This window comes from Amycolatopsis sp. WAC 01375 (assembly GCF_003947325.1).
GTDB lineage: Bacteria > Actinomycetota > Actinomycetes > Mycobacteriales > Pseudonocardiaceae > Amycolatopsis.
Window position 1 is genome coordinate 1 of record NZ_QHHW01000011.1, and the last position, 23,203, is coordinate 23,203.

26 protein-coding genes are annotated in these 23,203 nt (G+C 68.9%); 9 read left to right on the plus strand and 17 right to left on the minus strand.

From position 1 onward, the window contains the following. The first annotated feature begins 218 nt into the window (after positions 1–218). From DL991_RS03305 to DL991_RS03315, 3 genes are all read left to right on the plus strand, one after another. The gene (locus DL991_RS03305) at positions 219–1,082 is read left to right on the plus strand and encodes a glycosyltransferase family 2 protein (RefSeq protein WP_199749161.1); all 864 of its coding nucleotides are present in this window, start codon (positions 219–221) and stop codon (positions 1,080–1,082) included. A gap of 58 nt (positions 1,083–1,140) precedes the next feature. Beyond that, complete coding sequence (locus DL991_RS03310) at positions 1,141–2,181, plus strand: serine hydrolase (protein WP_125780805.1); 1,041 nt, start codon at positions 1,141–1,143, stop codon at positions 2,179–2,181. A 182-nt stretch (positions 2,182–2,363) separates the two neighbouring features. Beyond that, the gene (locus DL991_RS03315; RefSeq protein WP_125780807.1) at positions 2,364–3,146 is read left to right on the plus strand and encodes a transposase family protein; all 783 of its coding nucleotides are present in this window, start codon (positions 2,364–2,366) and stop codon (positions 3,144–3,146) included. 26 nt (positions 3,147–3,172) lie between these two features. Here DL991_RS03315 and DL991_RS03320 read toward each other — a convergent pair whose 3' ends face one another. Both DL991_RS03320 and DL991_RS03325 read right to left on the minus strand, forming a co-directional pair. Continuing rightward, the gene (locus DL991_RS03320) at positions 3,173–3,670 is read right to left on the minus strand and encodes a hypothetical protein (RefSeq protein WP_199753803.1); all 498 of its coding nucleotides are present in this window, start codon (positions 3,668–3,670) and stop codon (positions 3,173–3,175) included. A gap of 149 nt (positions 3,671–3,819) precedes the next feature. Continuing rightward, positions 3,820–4,272, minus strand: coding sequence for an adenylyltransferase/cytidyltransferase family protein (locus tag DL991_RS03325; protein ID WP_125780810.1), 453 nt, complete (start codon positions 4,270–4,272; stop codon positions 3,820–3,822). Between the two features lie 74 nt (positions 4,273–4,346). On the opposite strand from DL991_RS03325, the gene DL991_RS03330 reads away from it, so the two are divergent. Then, a complete protein-coding gene (locus DL991_RS03330; protein WP_125780813.1) occupies positions 4,347–5,243 on the plus strand; it encodes a DNA-3-methyladenine glycosylase in 897 nt (298 codons plus the stop codon). A 13-nt stretch (positions 5,244–5,256) separates the two neighbouring features. On the opposite strand, the gene DL991_RS03335 is transcribed toward DL991_RS03330, so the two are convergent. The 7 genes from DL991_RS03335 to DL991_RS03365 are packed head-to-tail and all read right to left on the minus strand — an operon-like array spanning position 5,257 to position 10,281. Further along, positions 5,257–5,481, minus strand: a complete 225-nt coding sequence (locus DL991_RS03335) for a hypothetical protein (RefSeq protein ID WP_125780815.1) — start codon at positions 5,479–5,481, stop codon at positions 5,257–5,259. Positions 5,482–5,532: 51 nt separating this feature from the next. Next, positions 5,533–5,883: a GntR family transcriptional regulator gene (locus DL991_RS03340; protein ID WP_125780817.1), complete on the minus strand. Its 351-nt coding sequence runs from the start codon at positions 5,881–5,883 to the stop codon at positions 5,533–5,535. A gap of 22 nt (positions 5,884–5,905) precedes the next feature. Next, a complete protein-coding gene (locus DL991_RS03345) occupies positions 5,906–6,604 on the minus strand; it encodes a hypothetical protein (RefSeq protein ID WP_125798336.1) in 699 nt (232 codons plus the stop codon). A 30-nt stretch (positions 6,605–6,634) separates the two neighbouring features. After that, the gene (locus DL991_RS03350; RefSeq protein WP_125780821.1) at positions 6,635–7,180 is read right to left on the minus strand and encodes an NUDIX hydrolase; all 546 of its coding nucleotides are present in this window, start codon (positions 7,178–7,180) and stop codon (positions 6,635–6,637) included. Beyond that, positions 7,177–8,514 (minus strand): coenzyme F420-0:L-glutamate ligase, encoded by a 1,338-nt coding sequence (locus DL991_RS03355; protein WP_125781170.1) that lies wholly within the window; start codon positions 8,512–8,514, stop codon positions 7,177–7,179. The genes DL991_RS03350 and DL991_RS03355 overlap by 4 nt, the downstream gene beginning before the upstream one ends. A gap of 37 nt (positions 8,515–8,551) precedes the next feature. Further along, on the minus strand, positions 8,552–9,550 hold the full coding sequence (gene cofD / locus DL991_RS03360; protein WP_125780823.1) for a 2-phospho-L-lactate transferase: 999 nt from the start codon (positions 9,548–9,550) through the stop codon (positions 8,552–8,554). Further along, positions 9,547–10,281 carry an N-acetyltransferase gene (locus DL991_RS03365; protein ID WP_125781169.1) on the minus strand — a complete coding sequence of 245 codons (735 nt, stop codon included), beginning with the start codon at positions 10,279–10,281 and terminating at the stop codon, positions 9,547–9,549. The genes cofD and DL991_RS03365 overlap by 4 nt, the downstream gene beginning before the upstream one ends. A gap of 53 nt (positions 10,282–10,334) precedes the next feature. Here DL991_RS03365 and DL991_RS03370 point away from each other — a divergent pair, with 53 nt between their 5' ends. From DL991_RS03370 to dapC, 3 genes are all read left to right on the plus strand, one after another. Then, positions 10,335–10,526, plus strand: coding sequence for a hypothetical protein (locus tag DL991_RS03370; protein ID WP_125780825.1), 192 nt, complete (start codon positions 10,335–10,337; stop codon positions 10,524–10,526). 110 nt (positions 10,527–10,636) lie between these two features. After that, a complete protein-coding gene (gene fdxA / locus DL991_RS03375) occupies positions 10,637–10,957 on the plus strand; it encodes a ferredoxin (RefSeq protein ID WP_125780827.1) in 321 nt (106 codons plus the stop codon). Then, entirely contained in the window at positions 10,954–12,045 is a 1,092-nt protein-coding gene (gene dapC / locus DL991_RS03380) for a succinyldiaminopimelate transaminase (protein ID WP_125780829.1), read from the plus strand. Before fdxA ends, dapC begins: the two co-directional genes overlap by 4 nt. A gap of 108 nt (positions 12,046–12,153) precedes the next feature. Here the strand turns inward: dapC and DL991_RS03385 are convergent, their stop codons facing one another. Further along, positions 12,154–12,762, minus strand: coding sequence for a TetR/AcrR family transcriptional regulator (locus DL991_RS03385; protein ID WP_125780831.1), 609 nt, complete (start codon positions 12,760–12,762; stop codon positions 12,154–12,156). A gap of 80 nt (positions 12,763–12,842) precedes the next feature. On the opposite strand from DL991_RS03385, the gene DL991_RS03390 reads away from it, so the two are divergent. Beyond that, the gene (locus DL991_RS03390) at positions 12,843–14,246 is read left to right on the plus strand and encodes an FAD-dependent monooxygenase (RefSeq protein ID WP_125780833.1); all 1,404 of its coding nucleotides are present in this window, start codon (positions 12,843–12,845) and stop codon (positions 14,244–14,246) included. Here DL991_RS03390 and DL991_RS03395 read toward each other — a convergent pair. The 3 genes from DL991_RS03395 to DL991_RS03405 all read right to left on the minus strand — a co-directional run bounded on the left by DL991_RS03395 (position 14,222) and on the right by DL991_RS03405 (position 16,881). Then, a complete protein-coding gene (locus DL991_RS03395) occupies positions 14,222–15,193 on the minus strand; it encodes a CHAD domain-containing protein (protein ID WP_125780835.1) in 972 nt (323 codons plus the stop codon). The genes DL991_RS03390 and DL991_RS03395 overlap by 25 nt on opposite strands. A 283-nt stretch (positions 15,194–15,476) precedes the next feature. Then, on the minus strand, positions 15,477–16,463 hold the full coding sequence (dapD, locus tag DL991_RS03400) for a 2,3,4,5-tetrahydropyridine-2,6-dicarboxylate N-succinyltransferase (protein WP_125780837.1): 987 nt from the start codon (positions 16,461–16,463) through the stop codon (positions 15,477–15,479). A 28-nt stretch (positions 16,464–16,491) separates the two neighbouring features. Continuing rightward, complete coding sequence (locus tag DL991_RS03405; protein ID WP_233598652.1) at positions 16,492–16,881, minus strand: hypothetical protein; 390 nt, start codon at positions 16,879–16,881, stop codon at positions 16,492–16,494. A gap of 48 nt (positions 16,882–16,929) precedes the next feature. On the opposite strand from DL991_RS03405, the gene dapE reads away from it, so the two are divergent. Beyond that, positions 16,930–18,003 carry a succinyl-diaminopimelate desuccinylase gene (gene dapE / locus DL991_RS03410; RefSeq protein WP_125780841.1) on the plus strand — a complete coding sequence of 358 codons (1,074 nt, stop codon included), beginning with the start codon at positions 16,930–16,932 and terminating at the stop codon, positions 18,001–18,003. Here the strand turns inward: dapE and DL991_RS03415 are convergent. From DL991_RS03415 to DL991_RS03430, 4 genes are all read right to left on the minus strand, one after another. Then, entirely contained in the window at positions 17,996–18,883 is an 888-nt protein-coding gene (locus DL991_RS03415; RefSeq protein WP_199746267.1) for an aminoglycoside phosphotransferase family protein, read from the minus strand. The genes dapE and DL991_RS03415 overlap by 8 nt on opposite strands. Next, on the minus strand, positions 18,880–20,133 hold the full coding sequence (locus tag DL991_RS03420; protein WP_125780843.1) for a helix-turn-helix transcriptional regulator: 1,254 nt from the start codon (positions 20,131–20,133) through the stop codon (positions 18,880–18,882). The genes DL991_RS03415 and DL991_RS03420 overlap by 4 nt, the downstream gene beginning before the upstream one ends. A gap of 174 nt (positions 20,134–20,307) precedes the next feature. Next, complete coding sequence (locus DL991_RS03425; protein WP_125780845.1) at positions 20,308–21,363, minus strand: chitinase; 1,056 nt, start codon at positions 21,361–21,363, stop codon at positions 20,308–20,310. A gap of 203 nt (positions 21,364–21,566) precedes the next feature. Continuing rightward, a complete protein-coding gene (locus tag DL991_RS03430; protein WP_125780847.1) occupies positions 21,567–23,156 on the minus strand; it encodes a M28 family peptidase in 1,590 nt (529 codons plus the stop codon). Between the last annotated feature and the right edge of the window lie 47 nt (positions 23,157–23,203).

The following is a 23,203-nucleotide window of genomic DNA, read 5'->3' on the forward strand; positions in this document are numbered from 1 at the left end:
GAGCTGAGTCTCCCCGCTCCGCTCCCGCCGCTCCCGCTCCCGCGTCCGTGCGGATGCTCCCAATGTGGCATTGGGGTCGCTGAGTGTCCCCAATGCCACATTGGGAGCGTGTCCGCCGGATTCGGCGCTCCGGAGCAGCGGGGGAGCAAGGGACCTTTGCTATCGCCTCGGGGTGGGTGCGGCGCGGTCGCGTTCGGTGACGGGTGGACAATGGCCCCGTGACTGAGCACCCCAGCTACGGCGACGGGATCGCCGTCGTGACCGTGACGTACTTCCCCGGCGAAACCCTCGAGAAGTTCCTCGACACGCTCGAGAAGGCGACGGATCGGGACGTCCAGGTCGTCGTCGCCGACAACGCCTCCACGGACGGCGCCCCGGAGAAGGCCGCCCGCCGGGAGAACGTCAAGCTGCTCAGCATCGGCGAGAACGTCGGCTACGGCACGGCCGCCAACCGGGGTGTCGCGGAACTCGACGACAGCTACGGCTGGGTCGTCGTGGTGAACCCGGACCTCGAATGGGAACCCGGTTCGCTCGACGCACTGCTGGAAGTGGCCGAGCGCTGGCCGCGCGGTGGCGCGTTCGGGCCGCTCATCCACGACCTCGACGGCACGGTCTACCCGTCGGCCCGGCTGCTGCCGTCGTTCGGCCGCGGGATCGGGCACGCGGCGTTCGGCAAGATCTGGCCGGGCAACCCATGGACGCGGCAGTACCGGCAGGAGACCGGCACCCCGGTCGAGCGCACGGCGGGCTGGCTTTCCGGATCGTGCCAGCTGTTGCGCCGCGAGGCATTCGACTCGGTCGACGGATTCGACACGCGCTACTTCATGTACTTCGAGGACGTCGACCTCGGTGACCGGCTGACCCGCGCGGGCTGGCTGAACGTGTACGCCCCTTCGTCGAGCGTCATGCACATCGGCGGGCATTCGACTTCGCAGGCTTCGGAGAAGATGCTGCGTGTGCACCACGAAAGCGCGTACCGCTACCTCGCGGACCGTCACCGCGGTCTCCTGTGGAAGCCGGTCATGCTCGCGGTGAAGGCCGGTCTCGCGCTGCGGCTCAAGCTCGAAACGCGCCGGAAGTAGCCGTTCCGGCCGCCGGAACTCGCGCGACTCCGCTCCCCGCCGTCGTTACCGTCGGTGCATGGACTTCGCCGAACTGGACACCTGGCTGACGGAACGCGCCGGGGAGGATCGCTTCTCCGGGGTCGTGCTGATCCGGCGCGGCGACGAGACACTCTTCGAACGCGGATACGGCCTGGCCAGCCGCCGCTGGTCGGTGCCGAACGCGCCGGACATCCGCTATGACACCGCGTCGATCACCAAGGTCGTTACCGCGATCGCCGCACTGCGCCTCGCCGACGAGGGACGGCTGGACCTCGATCGCCCGATCGGCGAGATCGTCGACCTCGGCGGCACGGCGATCGCGCCCGGTGCGACGACGCGGCACCTGCTCACGCACACGTCCGGGATCGCCGACGACGCCGACGAGGAAGCAGGCGAGAGCTATGAGGCGCTGTGGGTCGACAAACCGGTGTACTCGGTGGTGGACACACGCGACCATCTGCCCAATTTCGCCTACAGGGCACCGAATTTCGCGCCGGGCGAGGGTTGCCGGTACTGCAATTCGGGGTACGTCCTCGCCGGGCTGGTGATCGAGGAGTGCACCGGAAGGTCGTATCGCGACCACGTCCGGGAGACCGTGCTCGACCGCGCGGGGATGACCGATTCGGGTTTCTTCGACCGGCGTGATCCGGCGCCCAGGGTCGCCGAAGGCTGGGACCCGATCCTCGACGGCGAGCGGATCACCGGCTGGAAGCAGAACATCTTCAGTTACCCGCCGATCGGGTCACCCGACGGGGGTGTGTACTGCACCGTCGGCGACCTCGTCCGGCTTCTGCGCGCGATCCGCGAAGAACGACTCTTGAGCCCCGCGCGCACGAAGGAGTTCCTCACGCCGCAGGTGCTCCATAACAGCGGTGTCTGGTACGGCTTCGGCCTCGAATTCGTCCTGGAGCCGGATGGCTCGGTGCGGCACTACTACAAGGACGGCGGGAACATCGGCGTCTGCTCGCTCATGCGGCACTATCCGGCCGAGGGGCTGGACGTCGCCATGCTGTCGAACGCCACGTACGGCGGGGGCGCGACGATCAAGGAGATCGATCGGGTGATCCGGGCTTCCTGAGGCCGGTGCCCGCGCGTGCAATGAAAGGCCCCTTCATAGCAAATTTTGCTATGAAGGGGCCTTTCATTGAGCCTTTTTCATCCTGGTGGTGGGGTAGGTGTGTTGGTGCTGTGAACGTGGCGAAGCTCCTGGTAGATGGATCGTCGACCAAGATCAACCCAGGAGCCACCAGGAGCTTCGCTGTGCTTTCTTACCCGTCGGTGATCGAGGTGTCCATCACCACGCTGCGGTATGTCGTCAAGGTCATCCGTGATCACCTGAAGCGGATCGGATCACCGTGGCGACGGCTGTCCCCGGTGCAGCAGGCCGTGCTGGTGCTGGCCCATCTGCGCAACGGTGACACCTATGCCCGGCTCGCCGCGGGATACGGCGTCGGCATCGCCACGGTGTTCCGCTATATCCGCGAAACCACACGCCTCCTGGCCGAGCGGGCCCCCACGCTGACCGGCGCGTTGTGGCAACTCGCGTGGAGCCACAACAACTACGGCATCCTCGACGGCACAGTGATCCGGACCGACCGCATCGCCGCGAACCGGCCGTTCTACTCCGGCAAACACCGCTATCACGGCATCAACCTGCAAGGACTCACCGATCCCTACGGCCGCCTGTTGTGGATCTCCGACGGACAGCCCGGCGCCGTCAACGACACCGCCGCCGCCCGCCACCATCAGATTCCCGGCCTCGCCGAGCAGGCCGGGATCCTGCTCCTAGCCGACACCGGCTACCACCAGATCGCCCCAGGCGTGATCACGCCCTACAAAAACACCCGCAACAAACACCAGACACCACGCCCCCTGGCACCGGCCTACAAAGCCGCCAACACCGCCCACGCCGCCACCCGCGGCCGCGGCGAACGCGGCTTCGCCACCCTCAAAAACTGGCGCATCCTCACCCGCGCCCGCTGCAGCACCCACCACGTCACCACCCACGCCAAAGCCATCCTCACCCTCGAACACCAAGGATGAAAAAGGCTCATTGCACGTGTCGAGGGCTAAATGCCGTCCAGACGGCGCGAGAGGTTCGACCGTCCCGAAGGGTTCTGCTTCACCGTCGGCACCAGGCCGCCGACCTCGTTCTCGACGGTCTCCGGCTCCGGCCGCTCGATCAGCGGGCTCTGCACCGGCGCGGCCGGCGGGCGCCGGGTGAGCGGGGTCGTCGCCTGCGGCAGCGGTCTGGTCGGCTGCGTGCCGGGACGGCGAGGATAAGGCTGCGGCTGAGTCGAACCTTCGCCCCGCGCCGGCGGCAGATCCAGCCGCGTCGTCGGCTCGGGTCCCGCGAGCGGGTGGTCGTTCTCCGCGATCAGCGAAGCCGGTAGCTGAGTGGTCGTGTCCGGGTCCGATGATCGGTCGATCTCGGCGACCACCGATCGGGGGATCTGCTGGGTGTTCGCGGAGTCCATCGGAGACGTCGCGTTGTCCGGTGTCACGACGAAGGCTCCACGCGCGCTTGCGCGTGCGAGCAAGGCGTCCGCCCGAGCACGGGGGTCCATTCCCCTAGGCCTCCCGACTGACCTGGGGCCCTCTGGGTTCAGGGCCGACTGTGTGATGTCCAGGGTAGGCCCTGGGAGTGGCCGCCGTCAGCAGACCCGCGAACGTCGTCCGACAAAAGTTGGCAGGCACCTGGCAGGCCGTGAGGAACTCAGGCTTCCATGTCCGAAAGGATCCGGGTGCTGGAGTCCGCCTTGTCCGTGCCGCCGATGCCGTAGAGCAACGCGATGTTGTTGCGTGCTCCGGCCTCGATCTCGTCGGCGGGCAGCTCGTCGACGCTGCGCCTGTCGCCGCCGTTGCAGAACTCGAGCTCCGTGTCGGGGTACGCCGCGCGGATCAGGTCGAACGACTCGTTGATGCCCGGCCCCTGCTCGACGGCGATGTACACGTCGTCGACGATGCGCAGCGCGCGGACGATCCGGGCCCGGATGTCCTCGGTCTGGATCACCCTGCCCTTCTTGAGGACCTGCTGGTGATCGTTGTTGACGATGACGATCAGGTAGCCGGACCGTGCCTGCGCGTCCTCGAACAAGTCGAGATGGCCCTGGTGGAGCGGGTTGAAGTACCCGCTGACGATCGAGGCCTTCGCCGGTCGCTCGGTCATCGTCGGTGTCCTCCATAGGCTTACGGTTTCAGGTGGCCCGCTAACCCTAGCCGAGTGCCGGGTAGTTTCAGCGTGTGCTGTTCCGCCCCGGCTTCGAACTGGACCTGGACACGGTCCTCGGTCCACTGAGCCGTGGGTCACGGTCGCCCAACGTCGTCCGCACCGAGGCCGGGGTCACCTGGCTGGCGGCCAACACCGAGGACGGCGCGGGCACGCTCGCGCTGCTGCGGCGCGCCGACGGCGAGATCGAGGCGGAGGCCTGGGGGCCCGGCGCGGACAGGCTGCTCCACGGCGTCCCGGCGATGCTGGGCGCGCATGACGACGACTCCGAATTCGTCGCGCATCACGACGTCATCGCGTCGGCGCGGCGACGGAACCCGGGACTGCGGCTCGGCTCGACCGGCCGGGTGTGGGACGCCCTGGTGCTCGCCGTGCTGGAGCAGAAGGTGACCAGCACGGAGGCCCTGCGCTCATGGGGTGAGCTGTGCCGCTGGTTCGGCGAGCAGGCACCGGGGCCGGGGCCCGCACGGCTGCGTGTGCCGCCGACACCCGTCGCCATCCGATCCATTGTGGACTGGAAATGGCACCGCGCCGGGGTGGACCTGAAACGGCGGACGACGCTGATCGCCGCGGCCCGTGTCGCGTCCCGGCTGGAAAAGGCCGTCGAGCTGAGGGGTGTCGAGGGCCGGGCCTGGCTGCGGAAGGTGCCCGGCATCGGCGTGTGGACCGCGGCGGAGATCGCGCAACGCGCCTGGGGCGACCCGGACGCGGTGAGCTTCGGCGACTACAACATCCCGTCGATGGTCGGGCACGCGCTCGTCGGCACGAAACTCGACGATGTCGGGATGTCCGAGGTGCTGGCGCCGTATTCGCCGCAGCGCCAGCGTGCGGTGCGCTACCTGTCGACGGCCGGATTCCGCCGCCCCAGGTTCGGGCCGAAGATCGAGCTCCGCGACTACCGCGCCATGTGATCGCGCCTGCCGGTCAGTTGCCCCAGCCCTGCGGCGGGTAGGGCTGCTGCTGGCTCGGGTACTGCGGCGGCTGCTGCTGCGGGTACTGCTGGTGCTGGTACTGGTGCGGCGGGTACTGGTGCGGCGGGTACACCGGGGGCTTCGGCTTGTTGAGTGCCTTCACCAGGAAAAAGATGCCGACGCCGACACCGGCGAGGACCAGGACGATGATCAGCAGCATCAACACGGAGACTCCCATGCGGTGAGGTTAACCGGTCGACGATTTTCGTGACCGGTCACGAGGAGCGGATCAGCCGAGCGCCGCGTCGACGATCGCCTTGGCCTCGTCGCGGCCGAGACCCAGCTTCCTGGTCAGCGCGGCGTAGTCGGCGGCCGCCTGCCTCGCGCGTTCGCGGGTTTCGTCGCCGATGGCGCTGACGAACGTCCCCGCCCGGCCGCGAGTCTCGATCAGGCCCGCTTCTTCGAGTTCGCGGTAGGCCTTGGCGACCGTGTTCGGGGCGATGCCGAGGTCTTCGGCGAGTTTCCGCACGGTCGGGAGTTTCGCCCCGACGGGCAGGGTGCCCTCGTTGATCCGCTCCGCGTAGGCGATGCGGACCTGCTCGAAGGGCGGGACCGAGGAGTTCGGGTCGACCCTGACCATGCGGTTCTCTCCCTGCTGGGGACTACTGACGGGGCGGGACGACCTGGGTGGCGTCGCCGGCACCACCGGACACGACCTGTGTCCGGTCACCGCCGCCCGCCGGGGAGACGACCTGGGTGCGGTCGGCGCCCGCGGGCGACACGACCTGCGTCCGGTCGGCGCCGGCGTTCGCCTGCTGCTGTGGGGACACGACCTGGGTGCGGTCCGCGCTGCCGTCGATCGGCGGCCCGGCCTGCGGGGGAGGCGGCGGGAAACCGGGCTGGGCCATGCCGGGCGCGCCGAACGGATTGGGCGCCGGGGCGCCGGGAGGCGGCGCGAAACCCGCGGGAGGCGGCGCGAAGCCTGCGGGCGACGGTGCGAAGCCGGCGGGCGACGGTGCGAAACCGGCAGGGGCGGGCGGCGGCGGGAAGCCGGGCGCCTGGCCGTAACCGGGCTGAGGCGGCGGGAAACCGGGCTGCTGCTGCCAGTTGCCCTGCGGGGCGGGGCCGCCGCCGGGCGGAGGCGGCGGGAAGCCCGGAGCCGGGCCGCCACCGCCGAAGTTCGGGTTCTGGGGGAACGTCATCGGCGGCTTCTTCGCCTGATTGACCTTCACGATGATCACTACGACCACGATGATGATGACGATGATCGCCAGGATCAGCAGAAACCAGCCGAAGCCGTCACCGTCACCGCTGCTGTGGACCCGGACCCGGTCGAGATATGGCGTCAGCGCCGTCAGCATCATTCCCCCTTTAGGACGTCAGCCGACACCCTAACGGCCGGACGCCACGGGCACGGCGGCTTCCATCAGTTCGGCGAGATCTTCCGACCCTTTCGGCAGGGAATCCACCGGCCACCAACGAAGATCGTCCGATTCGTCGCTTTGGACCGGTTGCGCTCCCCGGGGCGCGCGCACCACGAAACGCACGTCGAAATGCCGCGTCGGCACACCGAGCGAGCAGGTGATCGGGTGGACGTCGAGATGCACCGGGGCCGGTTCGATCACCAGGTCGTCGATGCCGGATTCCTCGCGTGCCTCACGAAGAGCGGCGTCCGCGAGCGTCGCGTCGCCGGGTTCGCAATGCCCGCCGAGCTGCAACCAGCGTCCGACTCGCGGATGCAGGGTGAGCAGCACGTTTTCCGCGTCGGCGTCGAGAAGGACGGCCGACGCGGTGATGTGCCCGGCCGCGCATTCGCGGCGGCAGACGTCCTCGCGGGCGGCGAGGAAGCCGAGATAGGCCTGGCGCAAGGATTCCTGGGCGGCGTCCGCCGGTCGCCAACCGGACAAAGTGGACACAACGTCGTCGTGCAGGGTCACAGTTCGAGAAGTCCTTCACCGGGTTCGACTGGGCCGCGCGCGGGCGGGAGCGCGGCGGGATGTCCGATCGCGACCGCGCCGAGCGGTTCCCAGCGCTCGTCCAAGCCGAGCACGTCGCGCACGACGTCCGCCGCGAAGATCGTCGAACCGATCCAGCACGAGCCGAGGTCTTCGGCGGCGAGCGCGACCAGCAGGCCCTGCACCGCCGCGCCACCGGCGACGGTGAACATCGTGTGCTCACAAGCGTTTCGCCGGTCGTCGCGGTAAGTGTGCGCGCCCTCGGCGACGAGGAACGGCACCACGACTTCGGGCGCGTTGTAAAGGATGTCGCCGCGGCTGAGGCGCTTCGCGACCTGTTCGGCGGTGAAGTCGTCGGCTTCGAGATCGGCCTGCCACGACGCCTTCATCGCGTCGAGAAGCTTGCGGCGCAAGCCTTCCTCGCGCAGCCACACGAACCGGACCGGCTTCGTGTGGTGCGGCGCGGGCGCCGTGAGTGCCGTCCCGACCGCGCGGCGCAGCACCTCGGGATCGACCGGTTCGCCGGTGAACGACCGGATCGAACGCCGCGCGAGCACGGCTTCCCGGCGGCCCTGCGCGATGGCTTCGTTGGTACCGAGGCGGAACAGGTCCTCATCGGTCGGCCGGAGCAGTTTGCGGGCGGTCGAACCGTCGTCGGTCAGCCGAAGTCCGCGCACGACGGCGACCGGTGTCCCGCCGAGCTTGCCCTTGACCAGGTCCGCCGCGGCGGCCAGTTCGTCGGCGATCGCCACCTCGGTGACCGCGAGTTCGTTGCCCTGGCTGTCGACCTCGCCCGCGTACGAATGCAGCACCCGCAGGCCGGACGCGCCGATCGCGGCGTCGATCTGCCCGACCCGCCACGCGCGGCCCATCGTGTCGGTGACCACGACGGCGACCTCGACGCCCAGCCGTTCACGCAGCCCGTTCCGCAGCGCGAGCGCGGAAGCGTCCGGATCGGACGGCAGCAGCGCGACCTCGCCGGAGGCCACGTTCGACGCGTCCACCCCGGAGGCGGCTTGCACGATGCCGAGCTTGTTCTCGGTGATCACCGTCCGGTTGATCCGCGCGATCACGCGGACCGACTCCTCCTCGACGAGCTTGCGCCGGGCGGCGTCGCGCTCTTCCAGGTCGGCGGGGACGCGGATCAGCATGCCCTCGGTCTTGGAGACGATCTTGCTCGTCACGACCAGGACATCGCCCGACCGCAGCCAGGGGGCCGCCTCGACGATCGCCCCGGTCAGGTCGTCGCCGGGGCGGAACTCCGGCAGGCCTTCGACCGGAAGGATCTCGATCTTCGCCGAAGCGTGGTCACGCAGCTTCTTTTCAGGCAAGGGAAACTCCGGCTGATTCTTGTCAGGCAACAGAAACTCCTGCCAGATCGAAAGCGGCGCGCACCATGGCCGCCGTGGCGTCCACATCGGACATCAGCAGGGGCACGTCGCGGACGGCGACTCCCGGCACGTCGACGGTTTCACCTTCGGAGACCAGCCAGCCGTCGAGCACGCCGTCCGGGGATTCCTTGCGGGAACCGTAATGCCGCCCGACGGCCTCGGCCGAGGTCTCCACACCGATCGCGCTCAGGCACGCGTCGGCCATACCGCGCAACGCCTTCCCGCCGATGATCGGCGAGACACCGACGACCTTTGCCCGCGTCTTCCGCAGCGCGTCGCGGATTCCCGGGACGCCGAGCGTCGTGCCCACCGAGACCACCGGATTGGATGGAGCGAACAGCACGATGTCGGCGCCCGCGATCGCGTCGAGCACACCCGGCGCCGGCTTGGCCTCCTCGGCGCCGACGGCGATGATCGAATGCGCCTTCGGCTCGGCGCGGTAGCGCACCCACCACTCCTGGAAGTGGATCGCCTTGCGCTGGTCCGCATCGTCTGGATCGTCGATCACGACATGCGTTTCGACCCGGTCGTCCGACATCGGCAGCAGGCGCACGCCCGGCTGCCAACGGTCGCACAGCGCCTCGGTGACCTGCGAGAGCGGATAACCCGCGCGCAGCATCCGCGAACGGATCAGATGCGTCGCGATGTCCTTGTCGCCCAAGCCGAACCAGGTCGGCTCGGCGCCATAGGCGGCGAGCTCCTCCTTGACCGTCCAGGTCTCCCCGGAATGGCCCCAGCCGCGCTCTTCGTCGATCCCCCCGCCGAGCGTGTACATGCAGGTGTCCAGGTCCGGGCAGATGCGCAGACCGTGCATCCACACGTCGTCCCCGGTGTTCACCAGCGCGGTCACCTCATGCGGCGATTCCGGCGCGGAACCGATCGCGGGCAGACCGAGTGCTTGTTTGACCCCCAGCAGGAAGCGGGCCCCGCCCACTCCGCCGACCAAAATGACGACCTTCACGACGGGCGATCCTCGCACGCCCCCGGAGCCGGGGCCCAGTAGCGGTACCTGTGGTGCTCCGTACAGCCCAGGCTTTCGTACAGTTTCAGCGCGCCGGAATTCGCCTCCGCGACCTGCAGCACGACGCCGGTGGCGCCCTGAGCGGCCGCCCAGCCACCCGCCGCGTTCATCAGCCCGCGCGCCAGCCCCCGCCGCCGGAACTCGGACCGTACCTCCAAACGGGCGATGTGCAGCCACTCGCCGACGACGGCGCCGCGCACCGCCCCGGCCGTGACACCGTCGATTTCCACCACGCCGAAGCCGACCTTGCCGGTGCCGAGGACATGCCGTGGCGCCTCCGCCGGATCCGGGCCGCCCGCCGTCAGCTCCCACCATCCGGACGTCGGTTCGTCGAGAATCACCGCTCCCGCCGTGGTCCCGCGTGAGAGCGGCCCGGTCAGCACGCGAACCTCGTGCGCGGGCCGGTGTTCCACATAGTGGACCCAGCCGTGGGAGGCGATGGCGTCTTCGAGCGACGTGTCCTGGATCACCTGAACGACCGGTGGGATGGCATGATCGTGGGCGAAGTCACAGACCGTCCGCAGGGCGTCTGGCAGCGGTTTTCCCGGGTCGCCGATGGCCAGGGCACTGTTGGCCCTGGCGGTGAACCCGTCCGCCCAGCGCAGCCTCCAGTCCCCGATCCGGCTCTCCAGCAGGGGAGTCCAAGCCCGGCTACAGGTGAGCTCGAGCATTTCCGCACTGTTCACGGTTAGATTGTGCCAAGGAAGGCAGTGGAGGGACCCCGATGAGCATCGCGCGCAAGGACGACAGGCACAACGAAGACCTGGTCCGCGAGATCTCCGACGGCTTCAACCGGGCTTTGGGCGCGGAAGAGGTCGTCGAGAAGGACATGGAAGCGGCGAAGCCCGCCGCGCCGAAGTTCGTCATCACTGGGGACAGCAGGGCCACTCCGCCGCCGCGCCGGAAAGACCGCTGAAAGCCCGTACCCGGGGTACGAATAAGGGTGGCCTAAGCGGGCCGGTCGCGCCCGTGGGCGCGTAATGTCCGTTGCAGACTGGTGAAGCAGAGATAAAGCAGGAGTGCGCAGTGACCTACGTGATCGCCGAGCCCTGCGTCGACGTGCTCGACAAGGCGTGTATCGACGAGTGCCCCGTGGATTGCATCTACGAGGGTGACCGCATGCTGTACATCCACCCGGACGAATGCGTCGACTGCGGTGCCTGCGAGCCGGTCTGCCCAGTCGAGGCGATCTACTACGAGGACGACGTCCCCGACGAGTGGAACGACTACACCAAGGCCAACGTCGACTTCTTCAACGAACTCGGCTCGCCCGGTGGCGCCTCCAAGGTCGGCAAGACCAGCCACGACCCCGCCTTCATCAAGGCTCTTCCCCCGCAGGGCGAATGAGCCGGGTCGCTCTTCCCGATTTCCCCTGGGACTCCCTCGCCGAAGCCAAGGCGAAGGCCCAGGCGCATCCCGGCGGCATCGTCGACCTGTCGATCGGCACGCCGGTGGACCCGGTCCCCGAGAGCATCCGCGCGGCGCTCACGTCCGTGTCGGAGATCCCGGGGTACCCGACCACGCACGGGATTCCCGAGCTCAGGGCCGCAGCGATCGACGCGCTTTCGCGGCGGCACGGCATCGAAGGTGTTCCCGAGGCGGCTGTGCTGCCGACGATCGGTTCGAAGGAACTGGTCGCGTCGTTGCCGCGGCAACTGGGCTTCGGCCCCGGTGACCTCGTCGTCATCCCCGAGGTGGCATACCCGACCTACGAGGTCGGCGTGCTGCTGGCGGGTGCGTCTCTGCTGCGTGCGGACAGCACTTTCGCGCTCGGCCCGCAGCGGCCCTCGATGCTGTGGATCAACTCGCCGTCCAATCCGACGGGGCGGGTGCTCGGTGTCGATCACCTGCGCAAGGTCGTCGAATGGGCGCGGGAACGCGATGTCGTCGTGGTCTCCGACGAGTGTTATCTGGCGCTGGGCTGGGAAAGCGAGCCCGTGTCGATCCTGCACCCGTCCGTGCACGGCGGCTCACTCGACGGCCTGCTGGCCGTCCACTCGCTGTCGAAGTCCGCGAACCTCGCCAGCTACCGCGCCGGATTCGTCACCGGTGACCCGAAGCTCGTCGCCGGACTGCTGGAGATCCGCAAGCATTCCGGGCTGATCATGCCGCGGCCGGTGCAGGAGGCCATGGTCGCCGCGCTGAAGGACGACGAAGCACTTGCCGTGCAACGGGAACGCTACGCACGCCGCCGGCTGGTGCTGCGGAAGGCGCTGCTGGACAGCGGTTTCGAGATCTCGCACTCCGAGGCGGGACTGTATCTCTGGTCCACGCGCGGGGAATCCGCGCTCGACACGGTCGACTGGCTCGCCGATCGCGGCATCCTCGCCGCGCCGGGCACGTTCTACGGGCCGACCGGCGGGCGGCACGTCCGGATCGCCCTGACGGCGACGGACGAGCGGATCGACGCGGCCGTGGAGCGGCTCACTTCCTGATTTCGGCGCGGTTCGCGTCCGGTGCGGCGTGCAATGAAAGGCTCCTTCATTGCAAAATTTGCAATGAAGGAGCCTTTCATTGCACGCGCGGAAGCGGTGACGGGGACTTCAGAGCACGTCGCGACCGGTGAAACCCCGGTAGATGAACCGCGTCAGCGCCTCGACGGCTTCCTCCTCGGAGACCGACGACGGGTCCAGCAGCCACGTGTGCGCGAAACCGTTGACGAGCTCGCCCATCATCGCGAGCGAGAGCCGTTCCGACGCCGGTAGTTCCATCCCCGCCGCGGTGATGTACCCGAGGTGGCCGAGGATGTCCTCCGCCTGATCGGCGCCGAAGCGCGCGAAGGTGCGTGCGAAGTCGTCGCTGACCATCGCCGCCTGGCGCAGCGCGAGCATCGTCGCGGCGTTGTCGCGATGGAAGTTCCAGTACTCGCGGACGTGCCAGCGCACGGCGTCCGGGTCGGTGAAGTCGGCTTTGTGCTCCGGCGAGGACGCGTTGACGTCGCTTGCCGCCGCGAGGTCCGCGAGGAGCGCTTCGAGCAGCTCCTCCTTGCTCGCGAAGTGGTTGTAGAACGAGCCCGCCGCGCGTCCGGCTTCCGCCGTGATGTCGGTGATCTTGGTGTTCAGGTACCCCTTCGCCGCGAAGACGCGCTTCGCCGCGTCCTTGAGCGCGGCCTCGGTCTCCGCCGCTTTCTCCTTGCGGCTCGTCGCCGTCATCGGCACCTCCTTGACACGGAAGGCTAGCAACGTCCACACTGAATCAAGATTCACTGAATTCTAATTCACTGGAGGCGAAGATGACCGAGGTACTGATCGCGGGAGCCGGGCCGACCGGGCTCACGCTGGCCATCGACCTCGCGCGCCGCGGCGTCGGCGTGCGGATCGTGGAGAAGGCCGAGAGCTTCTTCGAGGGCTCGCGCGGTGACGGCCTGCAACCGCGCACGCTGGAGGTCTTCGAGGACCTCGGCGTGCTGGACGCGGTGCTGGCCGCCGGGCAGGCACCCGTGCCGATTCGGATCCACCTGGGCGGTGAGGTCGTCGGCGAGCGGATGATGGCCGAACTCGGCGACCCGACCCCGGACGTGCCGTACCCGAACGGCCACTTCCTCGGCCAGTCGCGGACCGAAGGGATCCTGCGGGACCGGCTCGCCGAGTTCGGCGTTCAGGTCGAGCTCGGCACGCCCCTGCTCGGTTTCGAGCAGGACGCCGACGGTGTGACGGCCGAGCTGCCCGGTGAGCGGGTGCGGGTCGGCCATCTCGTCGGCGCGGACGGCGGGAAGAGCTTCGTGCGCAAGGCGCTCGGGATCGCGTTCGAGGGCACCACCGACGAATCGATCCGCATGCTGCTGGGTGACGTCCAGGCGGAGGGGCTCGATCGCGCGTACGGGCATTGGTTCGCGAAGCCCGAGGATCCGATGTCGGGGATCGTGCTCACGCCGCTGCCCGGGGTGCCGCACTTCCAGTTCGGCGCCTCGCTGGGTGAGGAGCAGGTCGAGGCGTCGCTGGAGACGTTGCAGTCCCGGCTCGACGAGCTGTCCGGTGGCGGGGTCCGATTGCACGATCTCGCCTGGTCGACGGTGTGGCGGCCCAACATCCGGCTCGCCGCGCGGTTCCGGGACGGCCGCGTGTTCCTCGCCGGCGACGCGGCGCACGTCCATCCGCCGACCGGTGGCCAGGGCCTCAACACCGGCGTCCAGGACGCATACAACCTGGGCTGGAAGCTCGCCGACGGTTCACCGGAGCTGCTCGACAGCTACGAGCCCGAGCGACGCGGGGTCGCCGCGAGGGTGCTGAAGATCAGCACCGAAATCCTCGAGAAGTACAAGAACGGCTCGGAAGACGCGCACGAGCGCGGCGAGAACACGCGTCAGCTCGACATCGGGTATCGCGGCGGTCCGCTCGCACCCGCGGCGACCGGCCGGATCCGGCCCGGCGACCGCGCGCCGGACGCGCCGCTGAAGGACGCGAACGGCAAGTCCGTCCGGCTGTTCGAGCTGCTGCGCGGACCACAGGCGACCGTGCTGGTGTTCGGGGACGGCCCGGCTCCCGAAGGCGCGCGGCGGATCCTGCCCGCGGGCAGCGCACTGTCCGATGTGGACTTCGAGGACGTCGGCGGGCATGCCTTCGCGGCGTATGAAGCCGAAAACGGGCGGCGGGTGCTGATCCGCCCGGACGGCTACGTCCGCGAGATGACCGCCTGAGCCGCCTCGTCGACCTCCGCCCAGACGTCGCGCCACACGGCACGGACCTCGGCGCGGCGCAGCAGTTCCTTCTCCGCGACCCGGCCCGCGATGAAGGCGAGTTCGGTGTCGGTCGTGTCCAAGGCTCCTCGCATGCGATCAGCGGCGACGCAGGCGTCTTGGTGGTCGCCGAGGACGGTCTGGAAGTTCTTCGTGGCCTTGATCAGCCGCTGGATCCGCTCCGCTTGCTTCTTCTTCGCTGCGGGCTTGGCCATCTCGGCGGCGTAGCGGAGTTTCTTGCCGTAGATGCGAAGCGCGTGAAGGTCGTCGTCCGGGGGATCGGCGGGAAGCGCCTTCACGGCCTTCGCGAGCTTTCGATGCGGCTTCGCGAGACCGGCGACGAGATCCGCGGAGGTGGACTCGGCGCCGGAACGTGGTTCTTCGGCGTCGGGCTGCCGGGCGAGACGGCCGATGTCCAGCAGCATCGAGGCATACCGGGGGCTGGCGAGCGCGCGGGTGAGCCGCCGCTTCGCGCCCCCGCGTTCGGTGACGAACATCGAGACCAGACGGCGCGCGGCGGGCTGGTCGCGCACCTCGAATTCGGCGACGACCTCGCGGAGATGACCGATCAGGACGTCGTAGTCGCGGACGTCACCGAGGGACTGGCCGAGCCAGCCGAGTTCGGCGCGCACGGGCTCGGCGTCCGGGCCGACGAGGCGGCCCGAGAGCTTGAGGACGCTCCGCATGCGACGCAGCGCGACCCGCATCTGGTGCAGGTCTTCGGGGTCGGTGCCGGATTTGGTGCCCGGTTCGTGCGTGAGGAGCGCCCGGACCTCGACGTCGAGTTTGACCCGGACGTGGGTGGCCGCCGGATCGTCCGGCCCGGCTTGCGCGGGACGGTCACCGAGCCCGAGCGCGGCCGGAGTGGTCGAAGGGGCGTTCTTGCGCGGCGGGACCTCGGCTGTCACAAGATGAATTCTAGGTGAACCGGCAAGGTGGTCCAGGCCGCAAAAGAGAGCAAGGGACCTTTGCTCTCGCTCTCCGGGGGAGAGTGAGAGCAAAGGTCCCTTGCTCTCTTTTGCGCGTGCGCCCTGCCCCCTGCCGATGCAATGAAAGGCTCCTTCCTTGCAAATTTCGCAAGGAAGGAGCCTTTCATTGCACACGTGACCCGGGCTTGCTCACCCAGCGACACCCAGCGTCACCCAGGGAGACCCGGGCGACAGCAAAGGTCCCTTGCTCTCTTTCCGCAGGTCAGTTGGCGTGCAGGGCCGCGTTCAGCTCGATGCCGACGCCGGTGCGCGCGACGACCTCGACGGCGCCGGTCCCGGAGTTCCGCCGGAACACCGCGCCCGAGATGCCGGACAGCTCCAGCGCCTTCACGACCTTGCCCTCGAAGGTGACCTTCGTGCCGGCCGTGACGTAGAGGCCCGCTTCGACGACCGAGTCGTCGCCGAGTGAGATGCCGACGCCGCCGTTCGCGCCGATCAGGCAGCGCTCGCCGATCGAGATGGTCTCCTTGCCGCCGCCGGACAGCGTGCCCATGATCGACGCGCCGCCGCCGACGTCGGAGCCGTCGCCGACCACCACGCCCGCCGAGATCCGGCCTTCCACCATGGAGGCGCCGAGCGTGCCGGCGTTGAAGTTGATGAAGCCCTCGTGCATGACCGTGGTGCCGTTGGCCAGGTGCGCGCCGAGGCGGGCGCGGTCGGCGTCGGCGAGGCGGACGCCGGTCGGCATGACGTAGTCCACCATCCGCGGGAACTTGTCCACGCTGTAGACGGTGACGTTGCCGTGCGCCCGCAACCGCAGCCGGGTTGCCTCGAAGCCCTCGACGGGGCACGGCCCGTAGTTGGTCCATACGACGTTCGCCAGCAGACCGAACATGCCGTCGAGGCTCGCGCCGTGCGGCCGGATCAGGCGGTGCGACAGCAGGTGAAGACGCAGGTAGACGTCGTGCGTGTCACCGGGGGCGTCGACGAGGCGGGCGATGGTCGTGCGGACCGCGACGACCTCGACACCGCGGTCGGTGTCCGGGCCGAGCTGGGCGGCGGCGGCCTCGCCGAGGGCCTCGGAGGCCTCTTCGGCGGTCAGCCGCACCGTGCCGGCCTTGCTGTCGGTGCCGTCGATCAGCTTCGGCAGCGGGAACCAGGTGTCCAGCACCGTGCCGTCGGTCGTGACGGTGGCCAGTCCGACGCCGGTGGCGCCGGTCGTTTCGGGATCAGGGGTCTGCTCGCTCACGTCCTGAACGGTAACCCAGTGACCCGCGTCAACCGCCGACGAGGCTCTTCACACTGGTCAGCGCCGTCGCCATGTCGGCGAGTGCTTGGCCGCACGGCCCGCCGGGAGCCGCTTGGTCCTGGCAGTTCGCGGTGCGGAAGGCGGCGATCGGGCGATCGAGGACGTCGGCGTGCGACGACAGGTCCGGCCTGCGCTTGCGGACGGTGCCCGCGGCGCTGGAGAGTTCGGTGACGTACTTCTGGCAGCCCTTCGGCGACTCGGTCCCCGGCGCCAGATAGCACTGGTCGGTGGTCAGCGCCTTGAGCTTGATCGGCAGCACGTCCGGCCCGGTGCTCTGGGTCGGCCGGACCTTCACCGGGGCTTCGCCCGATCCGCAGCCGCTGAGTACCAGGAGGAGGGCGACCAAGATCGTTCGCATGCGCACTCCTTCACGGTAGCCCCGGGCCCACGGCGGTACGGTGCGGGCATGCCTTCGCTCGATCTGCACGCCGATCCCGTCGACCTCACCGCCGCGCTGGTGGACATCTTCAGTGTCTCCGAAGAGGAGAAGGTCATCGCGGACACCGTGCAGGCCGCGCTCCAGGCGCAGGCGCCGCATCTCGAGGTGATCCGCAACGGTGACGCGGTCCTCGCGCGCACGAACCTCGGCCGCCCTTCGCGGGTGTTGCTGGCCGGGCATCTCGACACCGTTCCGGTCAACGACAACATGCCCGTGCGTCGTGAGGGGGCCGGTGACGACGAGATCCTGCACGGGCTGGGCACCGTCGACATGAAGAGCGGCGACGCCGTCTTCCTTCACCTCGCCGCCGCCCTCCGTGAGCCGAGGCACGACATCACCTTCGTGTTCTACGACTGCGAAGAGATCGAAGCGACAAAGAACGGCCTCGGCCGCATCGAACGCGAACTACCCGAGTGGTTGCGGGCCGACCTCGCGATCCTCGGCGAACCGTCGAACGGCGGGATCGAGGGTGGTTGCCAGGGCACGATGCGGATCGAGATCCGCGTCGACGGCGTCCGGGCGCACACCGCGCGCGGCTGGATGGGCGTCAACGCGATCCACGGCCTCGCCGAACCGCTGCGCAGGCTGGCCGAGTACACGCCGCGGGTGGTCGACATCGACGGGTTGACCTATCGCGAAGGCTTGCAGGCCACGAAGATCGGCGGCGGTGTCGCGGGCAACGTCGTACCGGACGAGGCCGTGCTCACGATCAACCACCGGTTCGCGCCCGACCGCTCGTCCGAGGAGGCCGAGGCGCACCTTCGCGACGTCTTCGCGGGCTACGACGTCAAGGTCGTCGACTTGTCGCCAGGTGCCCTGCCCGGTCTGAGCGCCCCGGCGGCGGCCGAACTGGTCGCCGCGGCCGGGGGCAAGGCGGTCGCGAAGCTGGGCTGGACCGACGTCGCGCGCTTCGCGGCTCTCGGGATTCCGGCGGTGAACTTCGGACCCGGCGACCCGACGCTGGCGCACACCCGGCAGGAGAACGTCCGCGCGGGCGAGATCCGGCAGGTGACCGCGGTGCTGCGCGCGTTCCTCAGCTGATCAGGGCGAGCAGCTCGTCGAGTGCCCGCTCCGGGCCGCCATAGGTCAGGTGCGCGATGGCGAACATCGGGGCGACCACCCGGCTCCAGGCGTACAACCGGTCCCCGTCGAGCCCGCAGGCGTTCGCCACCGAATGGCAACGGGCCTCGACGCCTTCGTGCCCGGCGCCGCTCACCACGTAGTCGACGGCGTCGAAGCACGGATCACCCACGCACGCCTTCGGATCGATCGCGATCAGGCCGCGCGAGCCGCCGTCCAAGGCGTTGCCGAGATGCAGATCGCCGTGGAGCAACACGACGTCGGCCTGGGTGTCCAGCAACTTCTCGCAGCGCTCGATCGCCCGCTGCCAGGTGTCGGTGCCGATCCTGGCGGCGATGGCCGGCTCGGTGATCCGCTTGCCGATCCGGGCGAAGGACTCCTCGAACCGGCCGCGCAGGCTCCACGGCCAGTCCGCGGGCGGGGCGACGGAATGCAGCGCGGTCAGCAGCTCTCCCCAAAGTCCGGGCAGGGTCGGCAGCGGCAGGTCCTCGGCCGGGGTACCCGGGCGGATCTCCTCCAGCACCATCGCGCCGGCGTCCGCGTCGGCGGCCAGCACGGCGGGCACCCGGCCCGTCGGCGCGAACACCCGCAGCATCTGGAGCTGTTTGGTCAGCAGCGCGCCATCCGGGCTGAGTTTGAGCACCGCCGGTGTCCCGTCGGTCCATCGGCAGCGCAGCACGACGGACGAGGCGCCGCTGTCGAAAATCTCGCCGGGCACGAAGCCCCATCGGGACGCCAGCCGCTCGGCGAGGGCCGGGACACCGGCGACCCACCCTTCGGCGGCAGAGCCGAATCGGCCCACCAGGCGGGTGTTGAGATCTTCCAAGTCCACTTCGGTCACTTCGCAACGTCCTCTTCTGCGCCAAGCAGTAGTAGTCCACGCCGCAGCAGGTCTGCGGCCTCTTCGGTGCGCCCTTGGCCGAGAAGCAGTTCTCCCGCTTTGTCGACCGAAGCGGCCAAGACGCCGCGAGCGTCACGGAGCGCGGCCACGTCGATGGCGTGCGCGAAGCCCGCTTCGGCTGCTTCGAGGTCTCCGCGGGCCAGAGCCAGCGAGCCTTGCTGGAACGTGAGTGACGCGGAGAGCGGCGAGTCCGCGGGGATGGCTTCGGTCGCTTCGGAGAGTAGCGCGGCGGCGTCGTCGAGACGACCGAGTTCGCGGCAGACGTCGGCGAGTTCCAGGGTGACGGCGTGATCGGCCGCGGCCGCCCTCGACGCGCGAAGGTCCGCGAGCGCGCCTTCGAGGTCGTCGGCACGACGGACCAGCGCCCGCGCGAACAGACACCGGGCCAGCACCGGCCGCAGGGCGCGCTCGTGGAGCAGATCGTGCAGCACCGACACGGCGGTGACGGCGTCGGCCACCCGTCCTTCATCGAGGTAGGCCTCGGTCAGCCGACGCTGGTGGTCGGTGAGTTCGGCCAGGATCTCCTCGCCGCCGCGAGCCAGCCGCAGCGCCTCGCTCGCGTGCTGCGCGGCCTGAGCGGTCTCGCCGAGGCGGAGGTGTCCTTCGGCGAGGTACGCGCGGAGGGTCAGGAGGAGCAGCGGATGCGGATAGCCGTCGAGGCTCGCGCCGAGCGCGGTCCGGAGCAGGTGCATCGCGTGATGCGGCTCGCCCCGGCCGATCAGGACGTTCGCCCGCAGCGCGGCGGCCAGTTCGCGATACGGCGGGATGTCGTCGCCGAGAGCGGCTTCGGCGGCGGCGACCAATCGCGGCTGGGCGTCGCCTTCGGTGAACCGCGCGAGCCACAGCCAGGCGAGCCCGGCCTGGCGAGCACGGCCGATCTTCTCGGCTCGCCGAGCCAGCCGCCGCATCTTCGGAGCCGAGCCCTTCCCCGCGAGGAAGTCCGACGCGGCCGACGCGATGTCCAGATCGAGCCGGACGTCGTCACGCGGCGAGGTCACGCCGAGCAGTTCGCCGGTGTCCACCCCGAGCCGCGCGGCGAAATGGCGCAACGCGTCACCTGATGGCGTCCGCGCACCCGTCTCGACGGACGAAACGTAGGCGGCGGTGTAGTGCGGCTCGGCGAGTTCACGCTGGGTGAGGCCACGTTCGGCGCGCAGCCGCCGCAACCGTCCGCCGACCTCGTCGTCCATGCCCGAGAACGATACGGGCGAACCGGCCGAGTTCGCCGCCTGATCACGCGAGTTCGCCGTTTCCGCACAGCGAGCATCCGGCCCGCGTGATCAGAGGCGTAACTCACGTGATCAGAGGCGTAACTCGCGTGATTGGAGGCGTAACTCACGTGATCAGACGGACGACACGAGGGGTCAGCGGCCCTGCAAGGACTTCACGTTCTGGCCGAAGGTCCAGTTCCGCGAACCGTCCCAGTTGAGCGACCAGGTCATCAGGCCCTTGAGCCCCGGAATGCTGCGGTACGCCTGGGAGACCAGGCTCGGCGACATGTAGCCGCCACCGGCGCCCGCCTGCGCCGGCAGGCCCGGAGCCTGCTTGTCGTAGGGAACACGGATCGTCTGGCCCTGGATCACCAGGCCCTTGTCGAGGCAGTTGGTCTGCGCGACGAAACCCTGAACCGTGCCGGCCTGGTACGAATCGCCGGAGCAGCCGTACATGCTTCCGTTGTAGTACTGCATGTTCAGCCACCACAGCCTGCCGTTGTCCGCGTACTTCTTGATGATCGGCAGGTACGCGCCCCAGATCGAGCCGTAGACGACGCTGCCGCCGGTGACGTACGCGGTCTCGGGCGCCATCGTGAGCCCGAAGTTCGGCGGCATCGCGGCGAGCACGCCGTCGATGATGCGGATGAGGTTCTTCTGCGACGCGGAAAGCGTGGTGATGTTCCCGCTGCCGACGAGGCCGGTTTCGATGTCGATGTCGATCCCGTCGAAGTTGTACTTCTTCAGGATAGGCACGATGGTCGCGATGAATTTGTCCGCCACGGTGGCCGAGTTCAGGTCGATTCCCGCGGTGGCGCCGCCGATCGACATCAGGATCGTCGCGCCCGCGTCCTTGGCGGCGCACATTTCGGCCGGGGTCGCGACCTTCACAGTCGCGTCCATCCCGTCCTCCCATTTGGCCGTTCCGTCGGACAGGATGACCGGAAAGGCGGCGTTGAGCACGTTGTATCCGTTGGCCTTGATGCGGGCGTCGGTGATCGGGATCCAGCCGAGCGGCGGGTGGACGCCGTTCGAAGCGCCGTCCCAGTTCTCCCAATAGCCTTGCAGGACCTTGCCCGCCGGCTTCGATTTGACCGCGCAGACCTCGGCGTCCACCGAGGCCTGCGCCGGGGTCAGGACGACGAGCGTGGTGACGGCGAGTACCGCCGCGCCGGTGATTGCGAGCAGCCGTGAGACGCGACCGAACATACCCAGCTCCCATCTCGAAAGCGGTTTGAACGAACAGGAAGCGGCCGTTCGGCTCAACATAGGTCGCCGCGCACGAGTGGCGCTACCGACGATCGGGTGGTCTAGACCAGATATCGAAAAGTTGTCCGTGAATCCCTCTCACGCACGAAGGCCATCTCACGAGGCCGGGTGTCCTCGTGAGATGGCCTTCGCCATTCGGGTGGTCAGACGGTGATGGTCCAGCTGTCGAGCGTGCCGGTGTCCTGCGCGTAGGCGTCGTAAAGCACGAGCGTCCAAGTGCCGGAAGCGGCTTCGTTGGTCACCGGCACCGAGTACGTCCTGGTACCGAGATCGGTGCAGGGCAGGGAACCGGTGGCCTTGACCGAATACGTGCTGCCGTCGGGGGCCTTCAGGCTGATGCGGAGGTCCTCGGAGCAGGTGTGCGTCCCGGTGATCGACACCTTGACCGGCGAGGTCGCCGTACCCGTCGCGCTGGACGTGATCGGGCTGTTGACGGTCGCGTAGTCGTTCAGCGCGTAGTCGGTGCCGTTGGTGAACGTGCGCACGCTGACGTCGCCGACGGTGAGCGTGTACTGCGCCGTGCGGTCCACCGAGGTCCCGTCACCGGTCACCGTGATCGTGCTGGTGCCGTTGGGAGTGCTCGCCGACGTCGCGATGGTGAGCGTCGAGGAACCGCCCGACTGCACCGAAGCGGGGTTGAACGTCGCGGTCGCCCCGGCGGGAAGACCGGCGGCGCTCAGCGAAACCGCTTGCGCCGCACCGGAAGTCGTCGTGGTGTTGACCGTGACGGTCGCCGACTGTCCCGCTTGGACGGTGCCGGAGGCGGGGGACAGGCCGATCGAGAAGTCGGGGCCCGTCGACGTGCCGACGGCGAGCTTCCAGAGCGCGTACGCGATCGCGTCGCTGTTCTTCTCCAGCGGGGTGTCCGGGATGTTGGACAGCGTGTCGCAGGCGCGGTGGTAGCAGCTGTCGAACGCCCTTCCGGCGGTGCCGCCCCATTTCTGTTGCTGCGCGGCGCTCTTCGTGTATCCGGCACCGGTCGCGAGACCGCCGACCGGGATGCCCGCGCTCTTGAACGACGCGTGGTCCGAACGGCCGTCGCCCTCGGTGTCGCCCTCGGTCTGGATGCCGATCGTCCTGAAGTACTCGTCGAACACGGCCTTGACCGAAGCCACGTCGTCATAGACGAAGTAGCCCCAGTTGTCGGAGCCGATCATGTCGAAGTTCAGGTAGGTCTTGATCTTCGTGCGCTCGGTCTGCGGCAGGCTGTTGACGTAGAACTTGGAGCCGCGCAGGCCGGACTCCTCGTCGGCCCACCAGCCGAAGCGGACCCGCTTGGCCATGGTGGGGTTCTCGCGGGCCAGTGTCAGCGCGACTTCGAGGATCGAGGCCGAACCCGAGCCGTTGTCGTTGATACCGGGGCCGGCGCTCACGCTGTCGAGGTGCGCGCCGAGCATGATGACCTGACTGGCGTCACCCTGCGGCCATTCCGCGATGATGTTCTGGTTCGAACCCGCGCAGCTCGTGCAGGACTGCAACGTGACGTTGTAACCGGCGTCGCGCAGCTTCTGTGCCACATAGGACACCGACGCCGGGTAACCCGGTCGCCCGGAGGCGCGGTTGCCGCCGTTCTGGTTGGCGATGGTCTGCAACGCGCTCAGGTGCGCCTTGACGTTGGCGAGCGAGATGTCCGGTGCGGCGGCGGCCGTGACCGCCTGCGCGGGCGCCGTGACGACACCCAGTACGGCGGCCATGCCGACGACGGCCGCTCCTAATCGCTTTCCCCACTTCATGCCGGGTTCCTTTCGAGAGGGGTGTGTGAAGGACTCCTTCCCTCGAC

Bases quoted from the DNA above. Each gene is read 5' to 3' on its own strand.
- DL991_RS03310 (WP_125780805.1), top strand. From the start codon at position 1,141: ATGGACTTCGCCGAACTGGACACCTGGCTGACGGAACGCGCCGGGGAG.
- DL991_RS03320 (WP_199753803.1), bottom strand. From the start codon at position 3,670: ATGGACCCCCGTGCTCGGGCGGACGCCTTGCTCGCACGCGCAAGCGCG.
- DL991_RS03325 (WP_125780810.1), bottom strand. From the start codon at position 4,272: ATGACCGAGCGACCGGCGAAGGCCTCGATCGTCAGCGGGTACTTCAAC.
- DL991_RS03335 (WP_125780815.1), bottom strand. From the start codon at position 5,481: ATGGGAGTCTCCGTGTTGATGCTGCTGATCATCGTCCTGGTCCTCGCC.
- DL991_RS03340 (WP_125780817.1), bottom strand. From the start codon at position 5,883: ATGGTCAGGGTCGACCCGAACTCCTCGGTCCCGCCCTTCGAGCAGGTC.
- DL991_RS03345 (WP_125798336.1), bottom strand. From the start codon at position 6,604: ATGCTGACGGCGCTGACGCCATATCTCGACCGGGTCCGGGTCCACAGC.
- DL991_RS03365 (WP_125781169.1), bottom strand. From the start codon at position 10,281: ATGCTCGAGCTCACCTGTAGCCGGGCTTGGACTCCCCTGCTGGAGAGC.
- DL991_RS03370 (WP_125780825.1), top strand. From the start codon at position 10,335: ATGAGCATCGCGCGCAAGGACGACAGGCACAACGAAGACCTGGTCCGC.
- dapC (WP_125780829.1), top strand. From the start codon at position 10,954: ATGAGCCGGGTCGCTCTTCCCGATTTCCCCTGGGACTCCCTCGCCGAA.
- DL991_RS03385 (WP_125780831.1), bottom strand. From the start codon at position 12,762: ATGACGGCGACGAGCCGCAAGGAGAAAGCGGCGGAGACCGAGGCCGCG.
- DL991_RS03390 (WP_125780833.1), top strand. From the start codon at position 12,843: ATGACCGAGGTACTGATCGCGGGAGCCGGGCCGACCGGGCTCACGCTG.
- DL991_RS03405 (WP_233598652.1), bottom strand. From the start codon at position 16,881: ATGCGAACGATCTTGGTCGCCCTCCTCCTGGTACTCAGCGGCTGCGGA.
- dapE (WP_125780841.1), top strand. From the start codon at position 16,930: ATGCCTTCGCTCGATCTGCACGCCGATCCCGTCGACCTCACCGCCGCG.
- DL991_RS03420 (WP_125780843.1), bottom strand. From the start codon at position 20,133: ATGGACGACGAGGTCGGCGGACGGTTGCGGCGGCTGCGCGCCGAACGT.
- DL991_RS03425 (WP_125780845.1), bottom strand. From the start codon at position 21,363: ATGTTCGGTCGCGTCTCACGGCTGCTCGCAATCACCGGCGCGGCGGTA.
- DL991_RS03430 (WP_125780847.1), bottom strand. From the start codon at position 23,156: ATGAAGTGGGGAAAGCGATTAGGAGCGGCCGTCGTCGGCATGGCCGCC.